General features: G+C 66.0%; 16 protein-coding genes and 1 pseudogene. 16 read left to right on the forward strand and 1 reads right to left on the reverse strand.

All coding sequences use genetic code 11. The features are described 5' to 3' along the window. Positions 1-192 precede the first annotated feature (192 nt). The gene (locus ACE3TU_RS09765) at positions 193-849 is read right to left on the reverse strand and encodes a GntR family transcriptional regulator (protein ID WP_374623368.1); all 657 of its coding nucleotides are present in this window, start codon (positions 847-849) and stop codon (positions 193-195) included. A 181-nt stretch (positions 850-1,030) separates the two neighbouring features. On the opposite strand from ACE3TU_RS09765, the gene ACE3TU_RS09770 reads away from it, so the two are divergent. The 16 genes and pseudogenes from ACE3TU_RS09770 to ACE3TU_RS09845 all read left to right on the forward strand — a co-directional run. Then, complete coding sequence (locus ACE3TU_RS09770) at positions 1,031-2,191, forward strand: enolase C-terminal domain-like protein (protein ID WP_374623371.1); 1,161 nt, start codon at positions 1,031-1,033, stop codon at positions 2,189-2,191. A gap of 10 nt (positions 2,192-2,201) precedes the next feature. Beyond that, on the forward strand, positions 2,202-3,302 hold the full coding sequence (locus tag ACE3TU_RS09775; RefSeq protein ID WP_374623373.1) for an ABC transporter ATP-binding protein: 1,101 nt from the start codon (positions 2,202-2,204) through the stop codon (positions 3,300-3,302). Positions 3,303-3,344: 42 nt separating this feature from the next. Then, complete coding sequence (locus ACE3TU_RS09780) at positions 3,345-4,607, forward strand: ABC transporter substrate-binding protein (RefSeq protein ID WP_374623376.1); 1,263 nt, start codon at positions 3,345-3,347, stop codon at positions 4,605-4,607. A 51-nt stretch (positions 4,608-4,658) separates the two neighbouring features. Then, positions 4,659-5,570 (forward strand): carbohydrate ABC transporter permease, encoded by a 912-nt coding sequence (locus ACE3TU_RS09785; RefSeq protein ID WP_374623378.1) that lies wholly within the window; start codon positions 4,659-4,661, stop codon positions 5,568-5,570. A gap of 9 nt (positions 5,571-5,579) precedes the next feature. Next, positions 5,580-6,467: a carbohydrate ABC transporter permease gene (locus ACE3TU_RS09790; protein ID WP_374623381.1), complete on the forward strand. Its 888-nt coding sequence runs from the start codon at positions 5,580-5,582 to the stop codon at positions 6,465-6,467. Positions 6,468-6,556: 89 nt separating this feature from the next. Further along, positions 6,557-7,198, forward strand: coding sequence for a molybdenum cofactor guanylyltransferase MobA (gene mobA, locus ACE3TU_RS09795; protein ID WP_374623384.1), 642 nt, complete (start codon positions 6,557-6,559; stop codon positions 7,196-7,198). Further along, positions 7,199-7,720: a molybdopterin adenylyltransferase gene (gene mog / locus ACE3TU_RS09800; RefSeq protein ID WP_374623387.1), complete on the forward strand. Its 522-nt coding sequence runs from the start codon at positions 7,199-7,201 to the stop codon at positions 7,718-7,720. A 163-nt stretch (positions 7,721-7,883) separates the two neighbouring features. Beyond that, complete coding sequence (locus ACE3TU_RS09805) at positions 7,884-8,933, forward strand: HD-GYP domain-containing protein (protein WP_374623390.1); 1,050 nt, start codon at positions 7,884-7,886, stop codon at positions 8,931-8,933. Positions 8,934-9,408: 475 nt separating this feature from the next. After that, positions 9,409-9,741, forward strand: a complete 333-nt coding sequence (locus ACE3TU_RS09810) for a lipid asymmetry maintenance protein MlaB (protein ID WP_374623393.1) — start codon at positions 9,409-9,411, stop codon at positions 9,739-9,741. Then, entirely contained in the window at positions 9,738-10,106 is a 369-nt protein-coding gene (locus ACE3TU_RS09815) for a response regulator (protein ID WP_374623395.1), read from the forward strand. The genes ACE3TU_RS09810 and ACE3TU_RS09815 overlap by 4 nt, the downstream gene beginning before the upstream one ends. Beyond that, on the forward strand, positions 10,103-12,106 hold the full coding sequence (locus ACE3TU_RS09820; RefSeq protein ID WP_374623398.1) for a chemotaxis protein CheA: 2,004 nt from the start codon (positions 10,103-10,105) through the stop codon (positions 12,104-12,106). Before ACE3TU_RS09815 ends, ACE3TU_RS09820 begins: the two co-directional genes overlap by 4 nt. Next, a complete protein-coding gene (locus tag ACE3TU_RS09825) occupies positions 12,103-12,603 on the forward strand; it encodes a chemotaxis protein CheW (protein ID WP_374623401.1) in 501 nt (166 codons plus the stop codon). Before ACE3TU_RS09820 ends, ACE3TU_RS09825 begins: the two co-directional genes overlap by 4 nt. After that, the gene (locus ACE3TU_RS09830; protein ID WP_374623404.1) at positions 12,600-14,702 is read left to right on the forward strand and encodes a methyl-accepting chemotaxis protein; all 2,103 of its coding nucleotides are present in this window, start codon (positions 12,600-12,602) and stop codon (positions 14,700-14,702) included. Before ACE3TU_RS09825 ends, ACE3TU_RS09830 begins: the two co-directional genes overlap by 4 nt. A gap of 9 nt (positions 14,703-14,711) precedes the next feature. Then, positions 14,712-15,179, forward strand: coding sequence for a chemotaxis protein CheW (locus ACE3TU_RS09835; protein ID WP_374623407.1), 468 nt, complete (start codon positions 14,712-14,714; stop codon positions 15,177-15,179). Between the two features lie 28 nt (positions 15,180-15,207). Next, positions 15,208-16,083 carry a protein-glutamate O-methyltransferase CheR gene (locus ACE3TU_RS09840; RefSeq protein ID WP_374623410.1) on the forward strand — a complete coding sequence of 292 codons (876 nt, stop codon included), beginning with the start codon at positions 15,208-15,210 and terminating at the stop codon, positions 16,081-16,083. Between the two features lie 8 nt (positions 16,084-16,091). Next, positions 16,092-16,255: pseudogene (locus ACE3TU_RS09845) on the forward strand (chemotaxis response regulator protein-glutamate methylesterase); the annotation flags it as partial.

Below are 16,255 nucleotides of genomic sequence, written 5' to 3' on the forward strand. Positions count from 1 at the left end.
GCTCTACCAGGCCGCGGACCAGCGCAATGTCGAGTTCTCCGTCGCACGACACCCGGCCGACATCTTCTCCATCACCTACGACGCGCCAAACGATCTCAGCTGACCGGACGCGATGACCCGCGAGCGGAGCGTTCAGTCACCTGAGAGGGTGACGTCGGCGGCCGAGGCGGGACGGTGCCCGAGCCCGACCGATCAGATGGCGAAGACGCGGTGCGTGGCGCCCTTGAAGTGATCCGCAAGGCCGGCGACGGCTCCCTCGACGTCGCCCCGCTCGAGCGCCTCGATCACCCGCAGGTGTTCGTCGATCGTGTCGAGCAGCTGACCGCGAAACACCGAACGCTGGTGAACACGCTTGGCCATGCCCAGATTGTCCTGCAGTCGGGCATGGGTTTCGAGGATGGCGCGGTTGTCGAGCGCCTCGACGATGTCGCGGTGCAGCTTGCGATCGAGCGCGGTCATGTGCGGCAACGCTTCCTCGAAGGGAATGGCCCCGCCGAGCTCGCGCCGGCAGTCCTCGTGCCGGGACCGCATCCCGGCGAGCCACTCGGGCGTCACGGTTTCGCCGAAGGTCCGCAGCGCATAGGTCTCGATCATGATGCGGAACTGGTAGTTCTCGCGAATGAAGGCGACCTCGGGATAGACGATGCGGATGCCGGTGCGCGGCTTGATCTCGACGAGGCCGAATTCCTCGAGCAGGACCAGGGTTTCCCGCAGCGGCGACAGCGACAGCCCCAGCAGGTCGCACAACTCGTTCTGTGTCACCACCATGCCAGCTTCGAGCCGGCCGGTCTGCAGCGCCTCGCGGAAACGCCTGTAGCCCTCGTGATTCTGCCTGTTGTCGTCGGCCATGTTCGATCCAGCTCGTCCCCGCGAAAACTCCAGCGTTCCTAGCACCAGGTTTCGCCCGATGGAACGCGCAGGCGGCCGCACCGCCGAACGCCCCTCGCGGCGCCGGGCCTGCCCTCCGAACATATACCAAATCGCCATTCGCTCAACGGCGAACTCTTGACCTGATATATCAGAGGGTCATATGGATATCTCAACAAGCGAACCGAGAGGGGCCGAGTTGAAGATCACCGGGTTCACCTGCTGGCTGGTCGAAACCGAACCGGGGCCGAAGTTCATCTGGCGAAACGGGCTTCCCGGTTCGCACGGCGACATCCGTCCGGGCACCAAGCCGAAGAAGGCCGTGCTGCGCATGGAAACCGACAGCGGTCTGTTCGGCGCGCTCGAGATCGGCCGGGGCGACGCCGTGCTGGATCTGGTGGCCCGGCGCTACCACTGGTTCCTCGGCGAGAACCCGCTCCTGACCGAACGGATGTGGAACCTGATGTGGGAAATCGACCGCATCGAAGAGGTCCACATGCGCGCCCTGGGCCTGCTCGACCTGCTGTGCTGGGATGTGAAGTCGCAACAGGCCCGGATGCCAGTCTACCAGCTGCTGGGCGGCAGCAACCGGGTCGTGCCGGCCTATGCCTCGACCGTCACGTGGCCGACGCTCGACGAATACGAACGCCACATCAAGCTCTGCCGCGACCTTGGCTTCACCGCCTTCAAGCTGCACGCCTGGGGTGACGTGCGGCGCGACATCGAACTGTCCACCAGGCTCAGGCAATGGGTCGGACCGGACGCGGACCTGATGTTCGACGGTTCGGCGGGCTGGGACTACGTGGACGCGCTCGAGGTCGGGCTGGCGCTGCAGGACCTCGGTTTCCTCTGGTACGAGGAGCCGATGCGCGAATTCTACCTGGGCTCGTACGCAAAGCTCTGCGACAAGCTCACCCTGCCCGTGTTGGCCGCCGAGACCTCGGACGGCGTGCACTGGAACATGGCGAGCTGGATCGAGGCCAGGGCCCTCGACATGACGCGCGTCTCCACCTTCTACAAGGGCGGCTTCACCGGCGCGATGAAGATCGCGCACATGTCGGAGAGCTTCGGCATGCGCGCCCAGGTGCACGGCATGGGGCTGGAGAATGCGCAACTGTGCGCCGCCATCTCCAACAACGATTATTACGAGCAATTGGTGATGAACGAGGAGCAGATCCGCGGCCTCGACAAGCTCGGACCGCTCTCCGTCGTCGACGGCAAACTCACCGTCTCGGACGCGCCGGGGCTGGGCTACAGCTTCGACTTCGACGCCCTCGACCGCATCGCGCTCAACAAGGTGACCGTCACCGAGACGTTCAGCTAGGGGGCGGCAGGTGGCGGCGGTCGAACTCAGGAATGTCGGCAAGTCGTTCGGCGCCACAGGCGTCATCGAGGACGTCGACCTGAGCATCGAGAAGGGCGAGTTCGTCGTCTTCGTCGGCCCGTCGGGCTCCGGCAAGTCGACACTGCTGCGCATGATCTGCGGACTGGAGACGGTGAGCCGGGGGGACATCCTGATCGATGGCGCCGACGTCACCTTTGCCGAGCCGTCGGACCGCGGCATCGCGATGGTGTTTCAGTCCTACGCGCTCTACCCGCACATGAACGTGTTCGACAACATCGCCTTCAATCTCCGGCTGGCAAAGGTCGGGCGCGACGAGATCAACCGCCGCGTTCGGGAGGCGGCGGCCATCCTGCGGCTGGACGACCTGCTGCTGCGCTCGCCGGCCCAGCTGTCGGGTGGACAGCGCCAGCGCGTCGCCATCGGTCGTGCCATCGTGCGCAACCCGAAGGTCTTCCTGTTCGACGAGCCGCTGAGCAATCTCGACGCGGCCCTGCGGGTGCAGATGCGCCTCGAGATCGAGCGCCTGCACCGCGAACTGGGCACCACGATGATCTACGTGACGCACGATCAGGTCGAGGCGATGACCCTCGCCGACCGCATCGTGGCGATCGACAAGGGCCGCATCCAGCAGGTCGGCTCACCTCTCGAACTCTACAAGCGCCCCGCCAACCTGTTCGTCGCCGGCTTCATCGGCTCCCCGAGGATGAACCTGCTCGCCGGTGCCGTGTCGGACGAGGGCACGATCACCCTCGCTGCCGGGAATCACGCGGCGCTCACCATCAAGGGACTGGCCGCACGACCCGGCGACCGGGTGACGCTCGGGATCCGGCCGGAGGCGCTGGACGTCGCCGCGTCGGATCGCCCGGCCCCGGCCGGATACGGTGCGCTGGGCGCGCGCGTCGAGTCCGTCGAGCGCCTGGGCAACATCACCTACGCCTACCTTGACGCCGGGGGCGACGAGCTCGTCACGGTTCAGATGCCCGGCATGTCCGAGATCGGGGCGGGCGAGCACGTCCGCCTCCTGCTCGATCCGGACCGCATCCATGTCTTCGATGCCGGAGGAGCCGCGCTGATCGCGGCCGGCAGTTGAGCCATCCGGCATTTCGGCCGGTCAATGATAGGAGGAAAAGACATGCAGTTTCTGAAGTCCGCCGGCCTTGCCGGCACCCTGACGCTGGGCGGTCTCGCCGGCGTGGCGACCGCCCAGGAGGTGACGCTCAACGTCTGGTCCGATACGCCACGGCTGGCGATGTTCGACCTCTATGACAAGACCCACGAGAATGTGGCGCTCAACGTCACCACCGTGGCACCGGCCGATCTCATTGCCAAGATCCAGCTGGCGCTGCAGGCCAAGAGCGAGATCCCCGACGTGATCTTCATGTCGGATATCGGCTACACGGCGCAGCTCTCCACGCGGCGCTCGAACTACCTGATGGACCTGACCGACAAGGTCTCCCAGGCGCTGCAGGACGAATTCTACCCCAATGGCAACTCGCCCTGCCACGTCAACGGCAAGCTCCTGTGCCTCAGGAACGACCTCGCCCACATGATCGTCTGGTACGACAAGCCGGCCATGGAGAAACTCGGCAAGCCGGTGCCGACCACCTGGGAGGAATTCGCCGCCCTCGGCGCCGAGCTGGGCCCGCAGGGCTATGCGCTGGGCACCGGCGTCGAATCCTTCCCGCTCTACAGCTATCTCGTCTCGGGCGGTTGCCAGATGGTGATGCCGGTTGCGGGAAAGGACGACACCGTCGCCATCGACCTCGCCAGTGAGGCCTGCCTCAAGCCGGCCCGCATGGTCGATGCGATGCTGGCCAATGGCAGTCTGACCAAGGTCGGGCCGTTCGAACCCGATTTCGTCAACCTCGCCAAATCGGGCAAGGTGCCGCTGATGATCGGCCCCACCTGGTTCGGCGAGTACGTGATCAAGCCGACCTATGAATGGCCGGCCGGCACGCTGGCGGCAGCCCTGCCGCTCAAGTGGGACGGTCAGGAGCAGCCGCTCACCTGGAGCTGGGGCGGCGGCACCTATGGCGGCTGGAAGGACACGGCGCACCCCGCCGAGGTGGTCGACCTCATCACCTGGATGGCGACCGATGTGGCCAACCAGACCAATGCGGTAACGCTGCCCGCTCACCAACCCTCGGCCATTGCCTGGGGCGCCCGGCTCAAGGCGGACTCTTACTACGCCGATGCCAACGTGTTCGATATCGAGGTCGAGGCCGCCAAGTTCAGCCATCCCGGCTACGCCAGCCTGCGCTTCTCCGTCTCGGACGCGATCGCCAAGGTGGTCGTCCAGGGCCTGTCCAGCGGCGGCACTGTCGAAGGTGCCCTTCCGGCCCTGCAGACGGAACTGACCAACCTCGCCAAGCTCAACGGCTACGCCGTCGAATAAGCGCTGGGGACCGGACGTCGGCGTCCGGTCCCTTTCCGGCTCGGAGGAACGATGACTGACATCGCGGCCCGGCGGCGGGCGAGAGAGGAGCGAAAGAAGCGCTGGCGCGACACCCGCATGTCCTACGTGCTGCTTGCGCCCTACCTCGTCCTGCTGGTCATGTTCGGTATCTTCCCGATCGGCTACGCCTTCGGCCTGAGCTTCTTCGACACCATCGAAATGGTGTTCTGGGGCATCACCAACTACGAGTTCGTCTTCAACGATTTCCGCGTGCCGCAGAGCGTTGTCAACGTACTGAGCTTCGTCGCCATCTGGGTGAGCATGACGATGATCGGGGTTGCCGCACTCTCGCTGATGCTCGACAGCATCGATCGCCGCGCCGCCAATGTGCTGCGCAGCATCTATTTCCTGCCGGGGGCCGTCACCTCGTCGGCGATCGTCGTGCTGTGGCTGTTTGTCCTCGATCCCTCGGTGAGCCCGTTCCAGTCCGCCCTGCAGGGCCTGGGCTGGGCGACGCGCGCCGACGTGATATCGGGGGTCGGTCTTGCCGGGATCTTCGCCATCATGGCCTATTTCTCCGGCTCCGGCGGCTGGATCGTGGTCTTTGGCGGGGCGCTCTCGAGCCTGCCGACGGAAGTGATGGAAGCCGCCCGCATCGATGGCGCGAACCGCTTCCAGCTGGCCACCCGCATCAAGCTGCCGATGATCTGGCGATCCCTGGTGCTGATGGGGATCCTCAGCTTCGCCGGAGGCCTGCAGCTCTTCGTCGAGCCGCAGCTGATGGGCATGGCCGGCCCGCAATTCGCGCAGAACGATTGGTCGCTCAACCAGATGGCCTTTCAGTATGCCTTCCGCATGGGTGATTTCGGCGCCTCGGCGGCGCTCTCGACCCTGCTGATCGGAGCCTCGATCGCCATCGCGCTGGTGATCGTCTTTGCCACCCGCTTCTACAAGATCGACTGAGAGGGCCGGATGAGCACGCGTACCGCGCCGATCCGCATCAGCCTCGGACGCTTCGCTGTCTTTGCGGCGCTCGGCTTCGCGCTCTGCTTCTACGGCATCCCGCTGCTCTGGCTGTTCGTTGCGGGCACCCGCTCGGAGGCCTCCCTGCTCTCCGACCCACCCTTCGCGCTGGGCACCTGGGAGGCGTTCAGCCGCACCTGGACCAACCTCACCACCTACAACAACTTCCAGATCGGCACCTGGGCGATCAACTCGCTGATCTACTCCCTAGGCGGCGTCGGGCTGAGCCTCGTCGCCTCGATCCCCGGCGGCTACGCGCTGGCGCTGTCCGAATTCCCCGGCCGCAGGCTGATCCTCATCCTGACCCTGATCGCCATGATCACGCCGTCGACCGCGGTGGTGCTGCCGATCTTTCTCGAGATGAACCTGCTGGGGCTCAACAACACCTATGCTGGCCTGATCCTCGCCTCCGGCTTCTTTCCGTTCGGCGTCTACCTCAGCTACGTGTACTTCTCGACCTCGCTGCCCAAGGGGGTGATGGACTCGGCCCGCGTCGACGGCTGCACCCGCTTGCAGCTGTTCTTCCGCATTGCCCTGCCGCTGGCTCGTCCGATCGTGGCACTGGTGGCTTTCTTCAGCTTCCTCGCCATCTGGAGCAACTACTTCCTCGCCTTCGTGCTGCTCTCGGACGACAGGCTGTACAATCTGCCTGTGGGTCTCACCGCGCTGGTCTCGGGTTCCGGCGCGCTCAGCAACCTTCCCTCCAATGACGTGCCGATCAAGAAGCCGGAAGTCGTGCTCGCCGCGATCCTCGTGATCCTGCCGGTTCTGGTGATCTTCCTCGCCGCGCAGCGCTTCGTGCGCTCCGGCATGCTGTCGGGGGCCGAAAAGGGCTGACGAGGCGTGGGGCACGGGCGGTTCACAATCCGCAGCGGTCCGACTAGCCTTGTCTTCTCGCGCCACCTGGCGCCAGAGGGAGATACGACATGACCGTCGGATCAGGTGCGGCATCGGACGCGGTCCCCGCAATCGTCGGCCTGATCCTCGCCGGAGGCCGTTCGTCGCGCATGGGACGCGACAAGGCGCTGATTCCGCTGGGCGGAACCGCGCTGGTCCAGCGCACCGTCGACCGCCTGCGCCCGCAGGTCGCGGCCCTTGCGATCAGCGCCAACGGCGATCCGCGCCTGTTCGACTTCCTCGGCCTGCCGGTCCTGCCCGACGCCACGCCGGGTGCCGGCCCGATGTCCGGCCTCGCCGCCGGATTGCGCTGGGCGAACGGGACCGGAGGCGCCGCGTATCTCGCCCTCGTCCCCTGCGACACGCCGTTCTTCCCGCGCGACCTCGTCCGGCGGCTCGCCCGCGCAGCCTGCGGTGACGCCGACCGGATCGCGGTGCCGAGGTCCGGCGGTCGGTCGCATCCGGTCTTCGGACTCTTTCCCATCTCCTGCGCAGAGCCTCTTGCGCACTGGCTGGCCGAGGGGCAGAAGCCGACGATGCAACGCTGGATCGAGACCCGCCCCCACCTCTATGTCGACGTCGAAGACGACCCGGACCCGTTCTTCAACATCAACACGCCCGAGGACCTCGCGCTTGCCGCGCAGTATCTGGCGCAAGGGGAGACGCGCTAGATGAAGATCGGCATCCTCACCGTCTCCGACCGGGCCAGTCGCGGCGAGTACGAGGACAAGGGCGGCCCCGCCATTGCGGCCTACCTTGCTGCGACGCTGACCACGCCCTGGTCGGCTGTCGCGCGGATCGTTCCGGACGGCGTCCAGTCGGTGCGCGACGCGCTGCTCGACCTGTGCGATCGCGAACGCGTCGGCCTGCTGCTCGCCACCGGCGGCACCGGGCCGAGCCCGCGCGACACCACCCCCGAGGCGCTCGCGTCGGTACTCGACAAGGAGTTGCCCGGCTTCGGCGAGCAGATGCGGGCGGCGAGCCTCAGGCAGGTCCCGACCGCCATCCTGTCGCGCCAGAGCGCCGGCATCCGGGGCAGTACGCTGATCATCACGCTGCCGGGCAAGCCCGCCGCAATCGAAGTGTGCCTCGATGCGGTCTTCGCGGCCGTGCCCTACTGCCTCGACCTGATCGGCGCCGGCCACATCGATACCGACGAGCGTCGCGTCAGGAGCTTCCGGCCCAAGAGTTGAGGCAGGCCTGTTGAGGCAGGCCTGATAGGCAGCTTGGCCGAGCTTTCGTACTAGTTCAGAAGATATAGGCTTTATTGACCTAGACTGCACGGCGGGCCGCCGTTTCTTGAGTCCTTAACCTACGCAATTTAGCGTAGAAGGTGCAACTTGGGACGGAACAGCCTTGCGTGTCCTCATCGTCGACGACAGTCGTTCGAGCCTCGCCTTCCTCGGCAATGTCATCGGTGCCCTGGGCATCGCCGAGGTGGAGTGCCTGCTGAGCCCGCGCGCGGCGCTGAAGCGAGCGGAACTGGCCGGTTTCGACCTGGTCCTCGTCGACCACGTCATGCCGGAGATGGATGGCGTCGAACTGACCCGCCGGCTGCGCCATTCTCCATCCTATCGGCTGGTGCCGATCATCATGGTGACCTCCGACAATGACCGTGCGCTGCGGGTCAACGCGATTGCCGCAGGCGCGACCGACTTTATCAACAAGCCCTTCGATCCGACCGAGCTGCAGGCGCGGGTTTCCAACCTGCTGGCGCTGCGCCGGGCCCAGACCGAACTCGCCGAGAAGGCCGCGTGGCTGAAACGCGAGGTCGAGAGCGCCACCCGGCACCTGGTCGAACGCGAGGAGGAGATCATCTGGCGTCTGGCCCGCGCCATCGAGTATCGAGACGGCGATACCGGCGGTCATGTCTCGCGTGTCGCGCAGATCTCATACCTGATCGCCGAGGGCATCGGGCTTTCCCCCGAACGCTGCCGCTGCATCTACCTCGCTGCCCCGCTGCACGACATCGGCAAGATCGGCATCGCCGACGCGATCCTCTCCAAGCCCGGCAAGCTGACACCCGCCGAGCTCGAACTCATGCGCGAGCATGTCTCGATCGGCGCCCGCATTCTGGAAAACGGTTCGTCCGATGTCATCCGCACCGCCGAACTGATCGCCCAGAGCCACCACGAACGCTGGGACGGCACCGGCTACCCCGATCGTCTCTCGGGCACGGATATTCCGGTGGAGGCGCGCGTTGTCGCCATCGCCGACGTGTTCGACGCGCTGTGCTCGGAACGTCCCTACAAACGGGCCTGGCCGGTGGGAGAGGCCTGTCGCGAGGTCATCGGCCTCGCCGGCACGCATTTTGATCCGGCCTGTGTCGCCGCCTTCGAGGCCCGCTGGTCCGAGATCACGGCACTGCTGTCCGCCACCGAGGCCCGCACGCGCCTCGCCGGCTGACGTCGCGCCACTCTCCTCGATCTCTACGGAACAATACGTAGCAGCGCGTCTTGCTGTCGCGATCCTGTTGGTGCTTGCCGCAGATGTACAAATTCAGCGTATCCCAGATCATCCGATAGTACAGACCGGCGTTCTGCGTCGATGTTTGACTATTCGAGAGAATAGCATGACTCCGGATGAGTCATCCCACGACTCCCTCAACCGGCGTTGCGAACCGAGCACGACTCAAATGAGTCACAGCGTTGCTTTCGACTACATGTCTATGTAAAAAACCGTATGCGTCGGCCGAAAAGTAATGATCGGTTAAGGACTTAGGCTGATCCTGTAAACATACTAATTTCCGGCGGCATCCAGAATATCGGACGCCACCACCGACTGGCGCGAGAAATCCGCGCGCGCCGAGTCGAGAGCATTTTGACGTCCGGAGCGACGTCGAGCTTATTGAAGACAAATCAATACTTGGAGGGATTTGCCGATGGCAAATGTCGATTCCGTTCGCCTGGAATTCGGTGGCGATCTGTCACTGCGCGATGCTGACGGTCTAAAGTCACGCCTCGCGGCCGCACTCTCGAACCACAAGTCGCTTGTCATCGAGACCGACCGCATTGGCGGCATCGACACGAGCTGCCTGCAGGTCCTGGTCGCTGCCCAGAAATCCGCCAACGCCGCCGGCACGCCGATGCGGCTGTCCGCCGGCGTCGAGAGCCCGCTGGGACGCGCAATGGTCGCTGCGGGCTTTCACGCTCCCGACGGACGCCCGCTGATCCCCGAAGCCGAAACCTGGACCCTCATGAGCGAGGCAAGATGAGCAAGACCATCCTCACGATCGACGATTCTGCCTCAATCCGGCAGATGGTCGCGATGACGCTGACCGGCGCCGGCCTCAGGGTCATCGAGGCCGGCAACGGGGCCGAGGGCTACACCAAGGCCACCTCCCAGCCTGTGCACGCGGTGATCACCGATCTCAACATGCCGGTGATGAATGGGCTCGAGTTTCTCCGGAAGTTCCGCCAGAGCCCTGCCGGCAAGGGGATCCCGGTGATCCTGCTGACCACCGAATCCGACGAGGAGTTGAAGCGCCAGGCCCGCGAGGCCGGCGCTACCGGCTGGATCGTCAAACCCTTCAAACAGGACCAGTTGCTGGCCGTCGTCAGAAAGGTGACCGGAGCATGAGCGCCGTCGACCCCGCCGATACCTTCCGCCAAGAGGCCCGCGAGTTGCTCGATCAACTCGAGCACGGCCTGCTCGATCTCGAGCAGAATCCCGCTGACACCGACCTCGTCAACTCGGTGTTCCGGGCGCTCCATACCATCAAGGGCTCGGGCGCCATGTTCGGCTTCGTTGAGGTCGCCGCCTTCGTCCACGAGTTCGAGACCGCCTTCGACCGGGTCCGCAAGGGCCTGTCGCCGGTCACCGCCGCGCTTGTGGCGATCGCGCTCGATGCCAAGGACCATGTGCATGTGCTGATCGAAACAGGCGGATCGGCCGCCGCGGCCGGGGAGCCGATCCTGTCGGCCCTGCGCGTGCTTGTTGCCGGAGGCGAGCCGGTGCCCCCGACGGCGACGCCGGCCGCCATGTCCGAACCCGCCCCCGGCGGCACCCGCTGGCGCATCCGCTTCACCCTGCCCGACGACGCCCTGCTGCACGGGACCAACCCGATGCTGCTGCTGGCCGAGATCGGCGAACTGGGTCCGTGCGAAGTGAGCGCCCTCGTGGATGCAGTGCCCGAACTCGAGCTGATCGATCCCGAGGTCTCCTATCTGGGCTGGCAGATCGATCTCACCCATCCCGACCCACGCGCCGCGCTCGACGATGTGTTCCTGTTCCTCAAGGACGGCATGGAGCTGTCGATCGAACCGCTGCCGGCGGAACAGGGGGACATCGCCCAGGTCGGCGCGGTCGACCCGGTCTCCGCGCCACCCGCGAAGCGCGACACCGCCGGCGAGATCGAGCGGGCCGACACCGGCCGGGCCGGCACCGACCGCAGCCAGTCGTTGCGCGTACCGGCCGAACGACTCGACGAGCTGATGGATCGCGTCGGCGAACTGGTGATCGCTCAGGCCCGCCTGTCGCAGATGGCGGCCGGCAGCTCGGACACCAATCTCAAGTCCATCGCCGAAGAACTCGAGCGGCTGTCCTCCGGTCTCCGCGACACCACCATGGGCATCCGCATGGTGCCGATCGGCACGCTGTTCGGCCGCTTCCGGCGGCTGGTGCACGATCTCAGCCACGATCTGGGCAAGCAGGTGGAGTTCGTCACCACCGGCGAGGAGACCGAACTCGACAAGACCGTCATCGAGCGCCTCGCCGATCCGCTGGTGCACCTCATCCGCAATGCCATCGACCACGGTCTCGAGTCACCGGAGGTCCGCATCCGGACCGGCAAGCCGGTGCAGGGCACGGTACGGCTTTCGGCCGTCCATACCGGCGCCGAAGTCGCCATCTCCGTCAGCGATGACGGCGGTGGGCTCAATACCGACCGCATCCGCGCCAAGGCCGAGGAGCAGGGCCTGATCGCCCCCGATGCGAGGCTGCCGGATGCCGAGTTGCACCAGCTGCTGTTCCATCCCGGCTTCTCGACGGCCGCCGAGATCACCTCGGTCTCCGGCCGCGGCGTCGGCATGGACGTGGTCAAGCGCACCATCGACAGCCTGCGCGGCAACATCGACCTGGCGACCCGGCCGGGGCTCGGCACATCGGCGACGCTGCGCCTGCCGCTGACCCTCGCCATCATAGACGGCATGCTCGTCCGGGTCGGCGGCGGGCGGTACACCATCCCGCTCTCGGCGGTCGAGGAATGCGTCGAACTGCCCGCATCCGCCGACACCCAGGCCCAAGGCCGCAACTTCCTCAACATCCGCGGCGCGCTGGTGCCGTTCCTGCGGCTGCGGGAGCTGTTCCGCGCCCCGACGCCGCCCGACCCCCACCAGAAGGTGGTGATCGTCTCCTCGGGCGAATTCCGCGTCGGGCTCGTGGTCGACCAGATCATCGGCAACAACCAGACGGTCATCAAGTCGCTCTCCAAGCTGCATGCCGACATCGAGACCTTCTCGGGGGCGACGATCCTCGGCGACGGCACGGTGGCCCTGATCCTCGACCCGAGCCATCTGGTGAGCTTCGGCCAGGCCTTCGAGGACCGCCTCAGGACCGGCCGCATGGGGAGAGCCGCATGAGCGCGCCCGCCACAGGGGGCGCCCTGAAGGTGCTGACGCTGGGTCTGCAGGGCGAGATCTTCGCCATCGAGGCCGGCAGTGTGCGCGAGATCCTGGATGTCGTCCCGATCACCGAAGTGCCGAACGCCCGGGCCTTCGTGGGCGGCCTCATCAACGTGCGCGGCCGGGTCGTGCCCCTCGCCGATCTGCGGGTGATGTTCGGCATGGACCGGCCACCGCCCGACGCCGACACACGCATCGTCGTCATCGAGATCGACCTCGAGGGCGATCCGACCATCGCCGCCATCCTTGCCGACCGCGTGCACGATGTCACCGACATCGAACTCGCTGCCATCGAGGAGGCGCCCAGGGTCGGCATGCGCTGGCGCACCGAATACGTCCGCGGCATCGGCAGACGCGGCGAAGACTTCGTCATCATCCCGGATATGGGACGGATTTTCGGAACCGAAGGCGGCAGAAGCACGCCTTCCGAATTGGAAGAAGGGAACAGTTTATGAGATTGACACTGAAAGTGAAGCTGGCGGCGATATTCGTCACCGTCGTCCTGCTCGCAGCCGCCGGCATGCTCCTGGGGATCATCAACCTCGGAAGCCTCAAGGGTACCTATGACGCCCTGATCGACAACCAGATCGCCCGCATCCGGTTCATCAACCAGGTTGATGCGACCGCCGTCCGAATCGACCGGGACGAGAAGTCGCTCATCCTCTCGACCGATAGCGCCGAAGTGGCGCAGTTGAGGACATCGATCGAGGAAAGCAAGACCAGCCTCGATGAGTTGGTCAGCAAGATCTACGACCTGTCCGGCGCCGAGGGGCGGGCGGAGCTGGACGCCTTCCGCGAGCAGTGGAGCAAGTTCATCGAGTCCGACCTGCGGGTACAGGAGGCGAGCGAACTGCAGTCCATTCAGACAGCGCGCAACCTCCTGCAGAACGAGGTCCGCGAGGCCTTCGATCAGGTGAATACCCAGATCGACACGCTCCAGGAGCGGCTCAAGAACGCCATTGCGACTTCGACTGACAGCAGCGCAGCAGCACGTTTCGCGGCAGTTGCGGATTTGGCCAAGTCCGTCCTCCGGGTCCGCGCCAACACCATCAAGTCGGTGGCCGATCAGAACAATCCGGAGATGCAGAAGCAGGACGCCGAGGCCGTGAACACCTATGTCACCGCCGTCGAGACGCAAGTCGCGCAACTCGACGCGCTGATGCTCGGCGCCGATCGCGCCGTCTTCCAGGAGCTCAAGACCAGGGTTGACGCCTGGTTGCCGCTCGCCAGGCAGGCGGTCGCAAAGGCGCTCGAAAACAGCCAGTATCAGGCTTCGGTGGCGAGCGCCGAGGGCGCCACGTTCCGTCGCGCCGCCATGACCATCCTCGACAACATGACCACCCGCATGCGTGAGCAGATCACCCAGGGCCAGGCGGACTCGGCCGCGGCCTATGAGTCGGCACGCCTGATGATGATCGGTGCGCTGGTCGCGATCACGCTGATTGCCTCAATCTCGGCAACCTGGATCGTGGTGGGAATCACCAGGGCCATCAGCAGCGCGCTCGGGCTTGCCAATGCTGTCGCCGGCGGCAATCTCAGCGCCACGGCCACGGTCAAGTCCAATGACGAGATCAAGGACCTGATCGACGCCCTCAACGCCATGACCCGCAAGCTGCGCGACGTGGTCTCCGAGGTCACCGCGGCGACCCGCAACGTCGCCTCGGGCAGCCAGGAACTCTCGGCCACTTCCGAGCAGCTGAGCCAGGGCGCCACCGAGCAGGCCTCCTCGACCGAAGAGGCTTCCGCCTCGATGGAACAGATGGCGGCGACCATCAAGCAATCGGCCGACAATGCCGCCCAGACCGAGAAGATCGCCCGCCAGTCGGCGGCCGATGCGATCGCCTCGGGCGAGGCGGTCAACAATGCCGTCACCGCCATGCAGACCATCGCCGAAAAGATCATGGTGGTGCAGGAGATCGCCCGCCAGACCGATCTGCTCGCCCTCAATGCGGCGGTGGAGGCGGCCCGGGCCGGCGAACACGGCCGCGGCTTTGCCGTGGTCGCCTCGGAAGTGCGCAAGCTCGCCGAACGCAGCCAGGCTGCTGCGGCCGAGATCTCGACCCTGTCCGGCCAGACGGTGAAGACCGCCCAGTCGGCGGGCGAGATGCTCAACAAGCTGGTGCCCGACATCCAGCGCACCGCCGAACTGGTCGAGGAAATCTCGGCCGGCTCGCGCGAACAGAATGCCGGCGTGGCGCAGATCAACACCGCCATCCAGCAGCTCGACAAGGTCACCCAGCAGAACACCTCGGCGGCCGAAGAAATGTCGGCGAGTTCCGAAGAACTGGCGAACCAGGCGGAGTTGCTGCAGAAGTCGATCAGCTACTTCCGCGTCGACGGCAATCGCTCCGGCGAGGCGATCGAGGCCGCCGGCCACACCACGACCAAGTCCGCCAAGTCGAAGAACCTGCGGGCCGAGCTGATGGCCAAGGCCCCGCACATGCAGAAGGCCAGGGCTGGCAAGGCACATGCGGCCGGCGGCGGCTTCGACCTCGACCTTGCCGATGCCCATGACGAGCTCGACGGCGACTTCACCCGTCGCAGCGCAGCCTGAGGCATCAGCATGGCCGAGCACGCACAATACGTGACGCTGGGGGTGGCGGGCGAAATCTTCGCCGCCCCCGTCGAGATGGTCCAGGAAATCCTCGACATGCGGCCGGTGGCCCGCCTGCCGCAGGCCCCGGCGAACCTGCTCGGCATGACCGACGTGCGCGGGGAGGGTATTCCCGTGCTCGACCTGCGCCTGACCCTCGGCCTGCCCCAGGCCGAGGATACCGAGAACACCCGCATCATCGTGCTCCGGATCACCACCGGCGGCCGTCGGCTGACGGTGGGATTGCGCACCGACCGGGTCTTCGAGGTGACTGTGCTCGATGCCGAAGCACTGGACCCGCCGCCGGCGATCAGCGGCGACTGGCAGGGGCAGGCGGTGGCCGGAATCGGTCGCCGCAACGGCGCCTTCGTCACTGTCCTCGATCTCGACCGCCTGCTGGCCAACGGCACCCTGCCGGCGGCCGGCATCGCCGCCTGACGCTCAACGCCCGAAGCCGGAGACCAGCTTGCACGGATCTGCCCTCAAGGCCCCCGCCATCGACCGCCCGGAAGACCACCTGAGCGGCCTCGACTTCCAGCGCCTCGCCCGTCTCGTCGAAGGCGAGGCCGGCATCAAGCTGCCGCCGGCCAAGCGACTGATGGTCGAGGGGCGTTTGCGCAAGCGCCTCAGGGCTCTCGGCTTCGACGGCTTCGGCGACTATTGCGCATTGCTGTCCAGCCAGGATGGGCTCGCACGCGAGCTCATCCACCTCATCGACGCGGTAACGACCAACAAGACCGACTTCTTCCGCGAGCCGGAACACTTCGACTTCCTCATCGACACCATGGTTCCGTCGGTTCTGGCACGGCGCGCCGAGCGGCAGCCGCTGGTCAAACTCTGGAGCGCCGCCAGTTCGAACGGCGCCGAGGCCTTCACCATCGCCATGGTGCTGGCCGAACTTGCGGCCAAGCGGAACGATTTCCGCTTCGCCATTCTGGGCACGGATATCTCCACTGCGGTGCTGGCCCAGGCGCAGCGCGCCATCTACCCGGCCGAGATGATCACTCCCGTGCCGGTCGACCTGCAGGCACGCTTCCTCATGCAGTCGCGCCGCCCCGGCGCGCGCCGGGAGGTCCGCATGGTCCCCGAACTGCGCCGACTGGTGAGCTTCTCCCGTCTGAACCTGATGGACGAAACCTATCCCTACGACCGCGACGTCGACATAGTCTTCCTGCGCAACGTGCTGATCTACTTCGAAAAGCAGGACCAGGCAGCGGTCGTCAGGCGATTGGTCGGACATCTGCGGCCCGGTGGCTACCTTGTCCTCGGCCACTCGGAGTCGATGATCGGCACCAGCGTCGCGGTCCGCCAGGTCGCCCCCGCCGTGTTCCAGAAGCTGTGAGGGCCCAGATGCCGCTTGCGCACGCCGAACGCAAGATTCGCGTTCTCATCGTCGACGACTCCGCCTCGGTTCGTACCACGCTGTCCGACATCATCTCCGCCGATCCCGAGCTCGAGGTGATGGCCACGGCAGCCGATCCCTACGTCGCCGTCGACCGCATCCGCCAGGAAGT

Origin of the sequence: Devosia sp., from assembly GCF_041917035.1 — a bacterium.
Lineage (GTDB): Bacteria > Pseudomonadota > Alphaproteobacteria > Rhizobiales > Devosiaceae > Devosia_A.